The sequence below is a fragment of the Georgenia sp. Marseille-Q6866 genome, from assembly GCF_965111665.1.
Map to the genome: position 1 here is coordinate 289,547 of NZ_CBCOOR010000002.1, position 11,696 is coordinate 301,242.

Here is an 11,696-nt window from a genome sequence, read left to right on the forward strand (position 1 = left end):
ATGGCTGCCTGCACGCGCGAGCACGAACCTTGCCGGCCCTAGTGTTAGTCACTAACATCGGGGCGTGGGCCGATGGAGACGCACGCACGCGGCCCTGCAGCACGCGGCGCTGGAGCTGTTCGCGAAGCAGGGCTACGACGCGACGACGGTCACCCAGATCGCCCGCCGGGCCGGGGTGAGCGAGATGAGCCTGTTCCGTCACTTCACCACCAAGGACGCACTCGTCCTCGACGACCCCTTCGACCCGCTCATCGGGGAGGCGGTCCTGGCGCGGCCGTCCGACGAGGCTCCGATGCGGGCCGTCGTCGAGGCGGTCCGGGAGACGTTGGCCGGCCTGAGTGAGGAGGTGGTGCCCGTGTTACGGCAGCGGCTGCGCATCGTCGCCGAGGCGCAGAGTCTGGACGGGGCGCTCGAGCGCAACAGCGCCGCGACGGCCGCCGTCATCGCCGACTCCCTCGTCTCCCGCGGTGTCGAGCGCGACGCGGCCCGGGTGGTGGCTGCCGCCGTGATCGCCGGCCTGAGTGCGGCCCTGCTCGAGTGGGCCGGCCGCGGCGACCGCCGGCTCGACCAGGCGCTCAACGACGCGCTCGACGTGCTCGGAGGTGCATCGGCGTGCTCCGGCTCGACGACGTGAGCTGCCGGTTCGGGGACGTCCGCGGACTCGCGGGCGTCACACTCGACGTCCCCGCGGGGCAGATCGTCGCGCTGGTCGGGATGAACGGGGCGGGCAAGACGACGCTCATGCGGCTCGCGCTCGGGATGCTGCGGCCCGAGGAGGGCACGGTGCGGCTGTTCGGCCACCCGCTCGCGACGATGCCCGTGACGCAGTGGCGCCACGTCGGTGCGTTCGTCGAGGTCCCGCTCGCCTACCCGGAGCTCACCGTCCGGGAGAACCTGCGGGTCGCGGGGCTGCTGCGGGGCACCGAGCAGGCCCGCGTGGCGGAGGCGCTCGACGCGTGGCGACTCGGCCCGGTCGCCGACCGCCGCTACCGCCGACTGTCCCTGGGGAACAAGCAGCGTGTCGGGCTCGCCGCGGCGCTCCAGCACGACCCGCGGCTCGTCGTCCTCGACGAGCCGACCAACGCCCTCGACCCGGCCTCGGTCATCGTGCTGCGTGAGTACCTCGTGCGGCGTGCGCGGGACGGCGCAGCGGTCCTCGTCAGCAGCCACCACCTGGACGAGGTGGCACGCATCGCCGACCGCATCGTCGTCGTCAACGCCGGCCGCCTCATCGGTGAGCTCGACCCCGCGGCACCCGACCTCGAGCGGCTCTTCTTCGCCCAGGTCCTCGCGGACGACGCACAGCGGGAGGAGCAGGCATGAGTGCGGCCGTGCGCAGCGAGGCGCTCAAGCTCGTCAGGTCACCGGTCGGCACCATCGCCACCCTCGCCCTCGTGGTGGGAACGCTCGTCCTCCTCGGCGGGATCACCGCGGCACTGGCCAGCGGGAACCCCGAGCTCACGGCCAAGGTGGGGGTGGGCGCCACCCTGAACTGGGCGGGGCTGCTCGCGTCGGCCGCCCAGATCACCTCCGCCGGTGGCCTGCTGGGCAGCGGGGTCGTCCTCGCCTGGCTGTTCGGCCGCGAGTTCACCGACGGCACGGTCGTCGCCCTCTTCGCCCTGCCGGTGGGGCGTGGCCGCATCGCGCTCGGCAAGCTCGCCGTGTACGCGGTCTGGCTGGTGGGCGTCAACGCCGCCCTCACCGTCGGGCTGCTCGTGCTGGGATCGGCGCTCGGCTACGGCGCGCCGTCGGCCGACACATGGGCGGGGCTGGGGCGTCAGCTGGTCCTCGGGGTGCTGGCCGGTGCCAGTGCCACGCCGGTGGCGTGGGTGGCGACGGTGACCCGCTCCCTCCTGGCCGGCGTCGGTGGTGCCATCGGCCTGGTGGTCGTCACCCAGGTGGGCGTGCTGGCAGGTGCTGGGGGGTGGCTCCCGCTCGCCGCGCCGGCGCTGTGGGCGATGAGCGGGGGCGCCGCCGTCACCGTCGTCCAGCTCGGCCTCACGCTCGCCGTGGCGCTCGCCTTCGCCGGCTGGACGGCCGCGAGCTGGCAGCGGATGCAGGTGGTCCGCTAGCCGTGGTGCCCTGGGGCGCCGCGCTACGGCCCCTTCGGCGAGCCCTCCGCGAGGTCCGGGCTGCGGTCGGGCTGGTAGACGCACAGCCACAGCGCACCGGGCCGCACGGTCGCCGTGAGGCTACGGCGCGGTTCGATGACGTCGCCGTCGAGCTCGCAGGGCTGCTCCCGGTCGCTGGTGACCGTGATGCGTGAGCCCCGGAGCACCTCCATCCGGCGCACGTGGTCACGCCGGCGCAGGACGCCCCAGGCGAGAGCCACCCAGTCGGAGAGGTGGCGGGGGCTGAGGACGGCGACGTCGAGCTGACCGTTGTCGGGCTCGGCGTCGGCGAGGAGGCGGACGCCGCCCTGCAGGCGGCCGACGTTGCCGATGACGACGGTGCGGGCGCGCCGCCGGAGGGGTGGGTCGTCGTCGACGCGGATCTCCACGCGCATCGGACGGTCACGCAGGTGCTTGAGCGCGGAGAGGACGTAGGCGGGTGAGCCGATGCGGGCCTTGAGCGTGGTCGAGGCGTCGTCGAGGAGCTTCGCGTCGAAGCCCATGCCGGCCATGACGGCGAAGGCCTGGCCCTCGACCTCGCCCAGGTCGAGGAGGTGGCGGCCGCGGTCGACGGCGAGCCGGACCCCCTCGGTGGGCTCGTCAGGAAGACCGAGGTTGGCCGCCAGCAGGTTGCCGGTGCCGGCCGGCAGCACCGCGAGCGCGGTCTCCGTGCCGGCGAGGCCCTCGATGCACGAGCGGACGGTCCCGTCCCCGCCGCTGACGAAGACCACGTCCGCGCCCTCGTCGACCGCCTGGCGGGCCTGTCCCGCGCCCGGCTCCTCCGGGGTCGTCTCCAGCCACATCGGGGCCGGCCAGCCCGCCTCGGCGAGGGCCGTCTCGATGGTGGTGCGCAGCTCGTCGAGGTTCTCCACCCGGACCGGGTTGACGACGACCGCCGTCCGGAGCGGGCCGCCGCGCTCGACACGCTGCCGGTCGGCGGGCTCAGCGCTGCCGCTCGGCACCTGGGTGCGCGTCGGGTCGAGCGGCTGAGCCTGGGGGGTGTGGGTCACGTCGTCAGTATGTGCGTTGACGGATGCCGGTGCCTGACGGGCAGGGGAGACCTGGGGTGGTCAGGGCCCCGTCAGCGCGGCCGGTGCTCCTCCTGGGTGCGGTCGAGCCGCTCGTCCATCCCGATGCCCACGAGGTCGTACTCGTCCGGCTCCTGGCCCTCGCGCTCCCGGATGCGCCAGCGCATGAGGCAGAGCATCGCGAAGTCGGTGTCCGAGAACGGGGCTCCCTCCTCGTGGACGCGGATCCCGCGGGAGACCCAGCCCAGGGCGCGGCGGTCGTCGCCGTGGTCGGCCCACACGTCGGCCATGTACTCGTAGGTCGCGGCGTCCGCGGGGCGGCTCCGTCGCAGCTCGGTGTCCAGGGCCAGCGCCTCCTCGGTATCACCCCGCTCGAGCAGCAGAGCCATGAGGTGGGAGCGCGGGTCCAGCTCGCTGAACCCCTCGGCCCGGACCGCCCGGCGGTAGACGGCCTCGGCGGCCTCCGGGTCTCCCGCGAGCTCGAGCTGCTCCCCGGCGGCGGTGAGCAGCTCGCGGGGGGAGAGCTCGTCCCGCGGATGCGGGTTGTCGCCCCACTCGGCGAGCTGCTCGGCGACGCGGCGGTGGTCGGGCGTGGAGAACTCGAGCTCGTCGACGGCGTCCTCGGTGATCGGTGCACGCATGCCCCCGAGTCTAGGGAGCGTGCCGCGGGAGGTGTGCGGGGAAAGCCGGTGTGCCGCTCACTCGTCCCGGCCGTGCACCGGCCGGGCGCTCGCCGGCGGCTCCCCGACCTCCGCGACGGTGTGGCCGCTGCACGCGGCCGTGGTGACGCTGGCGCGCTCGATGCGCGACACGGTGAACCACCGCATCGCGTCGCGCAGCCGGCACCACCCCACGAGGTACCACCGGCCGTTCCTCGAGGCGAACAGCACGGGCTCGACGTCGCGGGTGGTCGTGGCCCCGTCCCCCGAGGTGTAGCGGATGCGGACGGCTCGTTGCTCGGCCATCGCCTCCTCCAGCGCGGACCTGACGGCGCGCGAGGAGGAGGGGGGCGCGTCGACCCAGACGCGGCCCGCCAGCTCCTGGGCTCGTGCCCGGGTCCGCGGGTCGAGGACGTCGAGGATCTTTTGGATCCCGGCTGCTGCGAGGTCGGCGTAGGGCGCGTCGGGCGCGGCGGACACGGCCGCCATGAGCGCCACCGCCTGCGCCGGGGACAGGCTGACGGGCGGCAGGGAGGCGCCCGCGGCCAGGCCGTAGCCACCGCCCGGACCGGGGCGTGACCACACGGGGACGCCGCTGTTGTCGAGGGCTGCGAGATCCCGCTTGACCGTGCGCACGGAGACGCCGAACTCCCGTGCCAGCCGCTCGGCGGAGCAGCCCCGCGACCCGCTCCGGCGCAGCATCTCTGACACGGCGTGCAGTCGCTCCGCTCGTCTCACCGCCGTCACCGATCCGCATTCATGACACAGATGGTGACATACCGCTGTCCGCAGCGTCTGGGAACGTCGGGGCATGACAACGACGACGACCAGCTCGCCCATCATCCTCATCGCCGGCCACTGGCTGGGCGCGTGGGCGTGGGAGGACGTCTTGGACCACCTGGCCACCGACCGCTCCCGCACCATCGCCATGACGCTGCCGGGCCTCGACCCCGACGACCCGCAGCGCGCGACGAGGACGCTCGACGACCAGGTCGCCGCGGTCCTCGACGCCCTCGCTCGACTCGGTGCGTCCGAGGAGGAACCCGCGACCCTCGTCGCGCACAGTGGGGCCAACGGTCCCGTCAGCCTCGTCCTCGACCGGCACCCCGAGCTCGTGCACCGGGTGGTGTGGGTCGACTCCGGTCCCGTGGCGACGGGGAACGCCTTCGCCCCGGACCTGCCCGAGGAGCTCGAGGAGCTCCCGCTGCCGTCCCTCGACCTCCTCGCGGAGCAGGCGAGCCTCGACGGCCTGAGCGCGGAGGTGCTCGAGCGGTTCCGGGCCCGCGCGGTCCCCGAGCCCGGCCCGGTGCTCCGTCGGCCGGTCGTGCTCACCAACGACGCCCGCCGCAGCGTCCCGACCACCCTGGTGTGCTGCTCGATCCCGGGCGCGCAGGTGCTCGAGCTGGCCCGCGGCGGCCATGCCATGTTCGCCGAGGTCGCGAACCTCGAGTGCCTCGACGTCGTGGACCTCCCCACGGGGCACTGGCCCATGTGGAGCCGCCCCCGCGACCTCGCCGAGGTGATCCGCTCGGCCGCTGCCCGGACGAGCTGAGCTCAGCTCCGCTCGAGCACGCCGCGGACGAAGGCGGCCTGGCCGGCGTGCTCGAGGCAGTCGTCGACGACGCTGACCAGCCGCACCCTGAGGGTGACGGGCGGGTCCCAGCTCTCGTCGACGACACGGTCGAGGTCCTCGTCGCGCAGCTCGCCCAGGAAGGCGAGCGTCTGCTCGTGGACGGCGTCGTAGTACGCGAGGACGAGCTCGGCGTCGAAGCCGCGCACCGCGCCGACCTCCTCGGAGCTGTGCCCGTAGCCGATGCCGCTCACGGGCAGGTCGAAGCGCGCGTCCCAGCCCTCGGCGGTCCACAGCTCCTCCCGGCCGGCGACGTCGGCGACGTGGTCGTCCTGCACCCGGGTGAGGTGCCACAGCAGCCACCCGATGGAGTTCGCGTCCGGGTCCAGCCGTGCGGCGAGGGCGTCCGCGTCCAGGCCCTCGCCGGCTCGGTGGACGGCCTCCTTGACCCGCGAGTACGCGTCGAGGAGCAGCTCGGTGGCGGCGCTCACGAGGCCCCTCCGAGCAGGCCCTGCTCGGTGAGCCAGTCGGTGGCGATGGTGGCGGAGTCGAGCTGCTCGCCGACGCTGCGCGCGTTGAGCGCGATGAGCTCCTCGGTGGTGAGGGCGGCGCTCACCGGGTCGAGCACCGGCGCGAGCTCCTCGGCGCGGTCGGCCGCGACGAGCGGGACGACGTTCTGCGCGAGGATCATGCTCTCCGGGTCCTCGAGGGTGACGAAGTCGCCGGAGGCGAGGTCCGGGTCGGCGGTGTAGATGTCGCCCATCGTGATGGTGCCGTCGCGGATCGCGTCCTTGGTGAGCGGGCCGCCGCTGTCCCCGATCGCGAGGAACTCCACGTCCACGCCGTAGAACTCCCGCAGCCCCTCGGGGCCGTAGGGCCGGCTCTCCAGCTCGGCGTTGCCGCCGATGATGATCTCCCCGTCGTACCCGGCGAGGTCGGTGAGGCTCGTGATGCCGTTCTCCTCGGAGAACTCCGCGGTGACGTTGTAGGAGTCGGCGTCCTGCGCCTCGGCGTAGTCGAGGACGGTGAGTCCCTCGGGCAGCGCGTCGGGCAGGGCCGCGGCGACGTCCTCGGAGCTGCGCGCCTCGGTGTCGGGCACGTAGAACTGCAGGAGGTTGCCCGTGTACTCAGGCAGCACGTGCACCTCCCCGCCCTCGAGGGCCTGGAGGTAGACGTCGCGCTGACCGATCTGGAACTGGCGCGTGACGTCCACGCCCGCGTCCTCGAGCACCTGGGCGTAGATCTCGGCGACGATCTCGTTGGAGTAGTAGGCCTGCGAACCGACGACGACGGCGCCGCCGCCGTCCGCCGTCGTCGTCCCGTCCTGGCCGGGCTCGGCGAGGGGGTCGTCCGAACCGCAGGCGGCGAGCGCGAGCACGGCCGCGGTGAGCAGCGCGAGGCGGGTGGTCTTCATCGGTGTCCTTCCGTCGACCCCCTGAGCCTGCCCTCTCCGCCCGCAACGCGCACCGCGACTCGTGCGAGCACCGCGAAGACCGCGTCGACGACGACGGCGAGGGCCACGATGGCGATCGCGCCGCCGAGCATCTCGTCGTAGCGGCGCAGCGAGATCCCGCGCTGGACGTAGATCCCCAGGCCCCCGAGCCCGACGTAGGCAGCGAGCACCGCGGTGGCGACCACCTGGAGGGCGGCGCTGCGCAGGCCGCCCACGAGGAGCGGCAGCCCGAGCGGTGCCTCGACGCGGGTGAGGACCTGCCACGGCGTCATGCCCATCGCCCGCGCGGACTCGGTCACCGCGCCGTCGACGTTCTCCACACCCGCGTAGGTGCCGGCGAGCACGGAGGGCACGGCGAGGACGACGAAGACCACCGTCGCGGCGAGGGCGGCGTCCCCCACCCCAACGAGCAGGGTGAGGACGGTGAGCAGGCCCAGGGAGGGCAGGGCGCGGCCCGCGCCGGCGAGGGCGACGGCGAGCTGCCGCCCGCGTCCGGTGTGGCCGACGAGGTAGCCGAGCGGGATCGCGATGACGGCCGAGACCGCGAGCGCGAGGAGCGTGTAGACGAGGTGCTCAGCGGCGCGGTCGAGGACGGTCGTGCCGGTCCACTGCTCCGGGGCCGTGAGCCAGGCCCAGGCGTCGGCGAAGAGCCTCATCCCGCGCCCCCCGCGGTGAGCTGGATCCGGCGCCCCGCCCGGGGCGGACGGCGGTTCCACGGGAGCAGGACACGGCCGAGGAGGACGAGGAGCACGTCGAAGACGAGCGCGACGGCGACGGTCGCGAGGATCCCGGTGACGATCTCGGCGACGATCCCGCGCTGGAGGCCGTCCATGAAGAGGTAGCCGAGGCTGCGCGTGCCGACGAGCACCCCGACGGTCACGAGGCTCACCGTGCTCACCGCGACGACCCGGAGCCCGGCGAGGAGCACCGGCCCGGCCAGCGGCAGGTCGACCGCCCAGAACCGGCCCCACGCGGAGTAGCCCATGGCGGTGGCCGCGGAGCGGACGGCCGGGTCGACGGCGTCGAGGGCGTCGGTGACGAAGCGGACCATGAGGGCGACGGCGTACACGGTGAGCGCGATGACGACGTTGAGCTCGGAGAGGAAGCTGATCCCGACGACCGGCGGGATGAGGACGAACAGGGCGAGGGACGGGATCGTGTAGAGCAGCCCGACGGCGGCGAGGAGGGGGCCGCGGACCCGCCGCCGGCGCCACGCGAGCACCCCGGGCGGCAGCGCGAGGACGAGGCCGAGGACGATCGGGACGACGCTGAGGCGGGCGTGCTGGACGGCGAGCTCGGCGACGAGCCCGGTGTTGGCGAGGAACCAGCTCATCAGTGGTCCAGGACGCCGGCGGGCCGTCCGTCGGCGTCGACGGCGAGCCGCCGCCCGTCCTGCTCGACGACGGTGAGCCGCCGCCGGCCGCGGTCGGCGCCGATGAAGCTCGCGACGAAGTCCGAGGCGGGGGCGGCGAGGATCTCCGCGGGCGTGCCCTGCTGGGCGATCCGGCCGCCCTGCTCGAGGATGACGACCCGGTCCCCGAGGCGGAAGGCCTCGTCGATGTCGTGGGTGACGAAGACGACCGTCTTGGCGAGCACACCCTGCAGGCGCAGCAGCTCGTCCTGCAGCTCGGTGCGCACGATCGGGTCGACGGCCCCGAATGGCTCGTCCATGAGGAGGATGTTGGGGTCGGTGGCCAGCGCCCGGGCCACCCCGACCCGCTGCTGCTGCCCGCCCGAGAGCTGGCGCGGGTAGCGATCGGCGAGGGCGCGGTCCAGGCCCACGGTGTCCATGAGCTCGAGGCCGCGCTGGCGGGCCTCCCCCTTGGGCGCCCTGTTGAGCCGCAGCACGGTGACGACGTTGTCGAGCACCCTGCGGTGGGGGAGCAGTCCCGCGCTCTGCATGACGTAGCCGATACCGCGGCGCAGCTGAACCGGGTCGCGCTCGCGGATGTCGGTGCCGTCGATCTCGACCGTCCCCGACGTGGGGTCGACCATCCGGTTGATCATCCGCAGGATCGTCGTCTTGCCGGAGCCTGACGAGCCGACGAGCACGGTGGTCTGCCGGGCCGGGATGACGAGGTCGAGGGCGGAGACCGCCTCGGCGTCGCCGAAGCGCTTGGTCACCGCACGAAACTCGATCATGGGACTCCTCGGACGGCTGCGGGACTGACCTGCCGAGCGTAGGGTCCCAGGACACCGTCCGACCGTCGAGAGGTGTTCGAGATGCCCGAGAGCTACGACGTCATCGTCCTCGGTGCCGGGCCGGTCGGGGAGAACGTCGCCGACCGCGCCGTCCAGGGCGGTCTCAGTGCCGTCGTCGTCGAGGACCGGCTCGTGGGCGGGGAGTGCTCGTACTGGGCGTGCATCCCGTCCAAGGCGCTGCTGCGGCCCGGCGAGGCGAGGCGCGCCGCGCTCGCTGTCGCCGGGGCGCGACAGGGCGTCACGGGCGGGCTCGACGTGTCCGCCGTGCTCGAGCGGCGGACGTCCTTCGTCAGCAGCTGGGACGACGCCGGGCAGGTGGAGTGGCTCGAGTCCGCCGGCATCGACCTCGTCCGCGGCCATGGCCGGGTGAGCGGGAGGCGGCAGGTGACGGTCACCGGCCCCGACGGCGAGGAGCGCGTCCTCGTGGCGCGGCACGCCGTCGCGGTGTGCACCGGCTCCCGCCCGGTGGTCCCCGACATCCCTGGCCTGCGCGACGCGCGGCCGTGGACGAACCGCGAGGCACTGGAGACGCGGGAGGTGCCCGAGAGCCTCCTCGTCATCGGTGGCGGCGTCGTGGCGGCCGAGCTGGCCGGCGGCTTCGCCGACCTCGGGGCCCGCGTGACGGTGCTCGTGCGCAGCACCCTGCTGTCCGGCTACGAGCCCTTCGCCGGTGAGCGCGTCGGCGCGGCGCTGGAGGAGCGCGGCGTCGACCTGCGTCTCGGTGTCTCGGCGGCCTCCGTCCGGGTGAACGGGGAGGAGCGCGTGGTCGAGTGCGACGACGGCAGTACCCTGCGCGTCGCGCAGATCCTCGTCGCCACCGGCCGCGAGCCGCAGCCCGACCTCGGCCTCGAGTCCGTCGGCCTCGAGGGTGGGTGGCTGCCCGTGGACGAGACCCTCCGCGTGCTCGACGGCGAGGGGGAGCCGGTCGAGTGGCTCTACGCCGTCGGGGACGCCAACCACCGCAGTCCGCTCACCCACCAGGGCAAGTACCAGGCCCGCGCCGCCGGCGACGTCATCGCCGCGCGGGCGGCCGGCCGTCCTGTCGACGACGCCCGCTGGGGCGTGCACGCCGCGACGGCGGACCATCTCGCTCCCGCGCAGGTGGTCTTCACCGACCCCCAGGTGGCGTCGGTGGGGATGACGGCCGCGGCGGCCAAGGACGCCGGGATGGACGTGCGGGTGGTCGACCACGACCTGGGCGCCGTGTCCGGCGCGGCGATCCACGCCGACGGCTACACCGGGCAGGCGCGGATGGTCGTGGACGAGGAGCGGCGCGTCATCGTCGGTATGACCTTCGTGGGGGCGGAGGTCGCCGAGCTGCTGCACTCGGCGAGCATCGCCGTCGCCGGTGAGGTGCCGCTCGAGCGCCTGTGGCACGCCGTCCCCGCGTTCCCGACGATGAGCGAGGTCTGGCTGCGCCTCCTCGAGTCCTACGGCCGCCCCCACCCCTCTCGCGCCGAGCGATAAGTTGTTACCCCCCTTCTCGCGCCGAGCTACCGCCCCGCCCTCGCGCCGAGCGCTGAGGTGTTACCGCGGAACAACTCAGCGCTCGGCGCCAGGAGGGGGCGGGGAGGCGGGGAGCGGAATTTCCGCCCCGCGCCGTGCGCATCGAGCCCGAGTGTGGGCAGGATGGGGGCTGACACGCGAGAGAGAGTGGTGAGCGGTGACCGAACCGGACTGGGTGGAGCACGCGGTGCTCTGGCACCTGTACCCCCTGGGTTTCCTGGGCGCCGAGCCCACCCGCGCCGAGCACACGGGCGAGGTCAGCCACCGACTGCCCGGCCTCGTGCCGTGGCTCGACCACGCCGTCGAGCTCGGGGCCTCGGGGATCCTGCTCGGACCGGTCTTCGACTCCCTCACCCACGGCTACGACACCACCGACCACCTGCGCGTCGACCCGCGCCTGGGTGACGAGGCCGACCTCGTCGCGCTCTTCGACGCCGCCCACGCGCGCGGCCTGCGCGTCGTCCTCGACGGCGTCTTCAACCACGTCGGCCAGGACTTCGCGACGTTCCAGCAGGCGCTCGCGCAGGGCCCGGCCTCGCCCGCCGCCCGCTGGTTCCGACTCCACTGGCCGGACCCGGACGCCCCCGACGGCGGCGGCACCCCCACGCACGAGGACTTCGAGGGCCACTCCGCGCTCGTCGCGCTCAACCACGCCGAGCCCGCCGTGGCCGAGTACGTCGAGCGCGTGATGACCTACTGGCTCGACCGCGGCGCGGACGGGTGGCGCCTGGACGCGGCCTACGCCGTCCCGCCGTCGTTCTGGAGGCCCGTCCTCGACCGCGTGCGCGAGCGCCACCCGCAGGCCTACGTCGTCGGCGAGGTCATTCACGGCGACTACGCCGCGATCGTCGCGGAGTCCGGCATGGACGCCGTCACCCAGTACGAGCTGTGGAAGGCGGTGTGGAGCTCGCTCAACGACCGCAACGCCTGGGAGCTCGAGCACGCGCTGCGCCGCCACGCCGAGTTCGCCCGGGCCTTCGTCCCGCAGACCTTCGTCGGCAACCACGACGTCACCCGCATCGCCAGCCGGCTCACCGACCCGCGCCACCTCGACCACGCCCTCGCGGTCCTGTTCACCGTCCCCGGCACGCCCTCGGTCTACGCCGGTGACGAGCACGGCTTCACCGGCGTCAAGGAGGACCGCGCGGGCGGCGACGACGCCGTGCG

At 74.0% G+C, this 11,696-nt stretch carries 14 protein-coding genes; 6 read left to right on the forward strand and 8 right to left on the reverse strand.

Annotation, left to right across the window (positions count from 1 at the left end; genetic code table 11):
* The first annotated feature begins 64 nt into the window (after positions 1–64).
* The 3 genes from ACWPXV_RS03265 to ACWPXV_RS03275 are packed head-to-tail and all read left to right on the forward strand — an operon-like array spanning position 65 to position 2,072.
* Positions 65–634 carry a TetR/AcrR family transcriptional regulator gene (locus ACWPXV_RS03265; protein ID WP_454083875.1) on the forward strand — a complete coding sequence of 190 codons (570 nt, stop codon included), beginning with the start codon at positions 65–67 and terminating at the stop codon, positions 632–634.
* Positions 613–1,323 carry an ABC transporter ATP-binding protein gene (locus tag ACWPXV_RS03270; RefSeq protein ID WP_454083876.1) on the forward strand — a complete coding sequence of 237 codons (711 nt, stop codon included), beginning with the start codon at positions 613–615 and terminating at the stop codon, positions 1,321–1,323. The genes ACWPXV_RS03265 and ACWPXV_RS03270 overlap by 22 nt, the downstream gene beginning before the upstream one ends.
* Positions 1,320–2,072 carry an ABC transporter permease gene (locus ACWPXV_RS03275; RefSeq protein ID WP_454083877.1) on the forward strand — a complete coding sequence of 251 codons (753 nt, stop codon included), beginning with the start codon at positions 1,320–1,322 and terminating at the stop codon, positions 2,070–2,072. Before ACWPXV_RS03270 ends, ACWPXV_RS03275 begins: the two co-directional genes overlap by 4 nt.
* A 23-nt stretch (positions 2,073–2,095) precedes the next feature.
* Here the strand turns inward: ACWPXV_RS03275 and ACWPXV_RS03280 are convergent, their stop codons facing one another.
* The 3 genes from ACWPXV_RS03280 to ACWPXV_RS03290 all read right to left on the reverse strand — a co-directional run bounded on the left by ACWPXV_RS03280 (position 2,096) and on the right by ACWPXV_RS03290 (position 4,536).
* Positions 2,096–3,073 (reverse strand): diacylglycerol/lipid kinase family protein, encoded by a 978-nt coding sequence (locus ACWPXV_RS03280; protein WP_454083894.1) that lies wholly within the window; start codon positions 3,071–3,073, stop codon positions 2,096–2,098.
* Between the two features lie 119 nt (positions 3,074–3,192).
* Positions 3,193–3,780, reverse strand: a complete 588-nt coding sequence (locus ACWPXV_RS03285; RefSeq protein WP_454083878.1) for a tetratricopeptide repeat protein — start codon at positions 3,778–3,780, stop codon at positions 3,193–3,195.
* A gap of 57 nt (positions 3,781–3,837) precedes the next feature.
* Positions 3,838–4,536 (reverse strand): helix-turn-helix transcriptional regulator, encoded by a 699-nt coding sequence (locus ACWPXV_RS03290; protein ID WP_454083879.1) that lies wholly within the window; start codon positions 4,534–4,536, stop codon positions 3,838–3,840.
* Positions 4,537–4,609: 73 nt separating this feature from the next.
* Here ACWPXV_RS03290 and ACWPXV_RS03295 point away from each other — a divergent pair, with 73 nt between their 5' ends.
* Entirely contained in the window at positions 4,610–5,350 is a 741-nt protein-coding gene (locus ACWPXV_RS03295; protein WP_454083880.1) for an alpha/beta fold hydrolase, read from the forward strand.
* 2 nt (positions 5,351–5,352) lie between these two features.
* Here ACWPXV_RS03295 and ACWPXV_RS03300 read toward each other — a convergent pair whose 3' ends face one another.
* The 5 genes from ACWPXV_RS03300 to ACWPXV_RS03320 are packed head-to-tail and all read right to left on the reverse strand — an operon-like array spanning position 5,353 to position 8,963.
* Positions 5,353–5,859, reverse strand: coding sequence for a mycothiol transferase (locus tag ACWPXV_RS03300; RefSeq protein WP_454083881.1), 507 nt, complete (start codon positions 5,857–5,859; stop codon positions 5,353–5,355).
* Positions 5,856–6,782, reverse strand: a complete 927-nt coding sequence (locus ACWPXV_RS03305) for an ABC transporter substrate-binding protein (protein ID WP_454083882.1) — start codon at positions 6,780–6,782, stop codon at positions 5,856–5,858. Before ACWPXV_RS03305 ends, ACWPXV_RS03300 begins: the two co-directional genes overlap by 4 nt.
* Positions 6,779–7,477, reverse strand: coding sequence for an ABC transporter permease (locus ACWPXV_RS03310; protein WP_454083883.1), 699 nt, complete (start codon positions 7,475–7,477; stop codon positions 6,779–6,781). Before ACWPXV_RS03310 ends, ACWPXV_RS03305 begins: the two co-directional genes overlap by 4 nt.
* Entirely contained in the window at positions 7,474–8,154 is a 681-nt protein-coding gene (locus ACWPXV_RS03315; protein ID WP_454083884.1) for an ABC transporter permease, read from the reverse strand. The genes ACWPXV_RS03310 and ACWPXV_RS03315 overlap by 4 nt, the downstream gene beginning before the upstream one ends.
* A complete protein-coding gene (locus ACWPXV_RS03320) occupies positions 8,154–8,963 on the reverse strand; it encodes an ABC transporter ATP-binding protein (protein WP_454083885.1) in 810 nt (269 codons plus the stop codon). Before ACWPXV_RS03320 ends, ACWPXV_RS03315 begins: the two co-directional genes overlap by 1 nt.
* Before the next feature lie 81 nt (positions 8,964–9,044).
* Between ACWPXV_RS03320 and ACWPXV_RS03325 the strand changes: the two genes are divergently transcribed.
* Positions 9,045–10,490, forward strand: coding sequence for a dihydrolipoyl dehydrogenase family protein (locus ACWPXV_RS03325; RefSeq protein WP_454083886.1), 1,446 nt, complete (start codon positions 9,045–9,047; stop codon positions 10,488–10,490).
* Positions 10,491–10,686: 196 nt separating this feature from the next.
* Positions 10,687–11,696 (forward strand): alpha-amylase family glycosyl hydrolase (locus ACWPXV_RS03330; protein ID WP_454083887.1); only part of this gene is annotated, 1,010 nt, incomplete at its 3' end.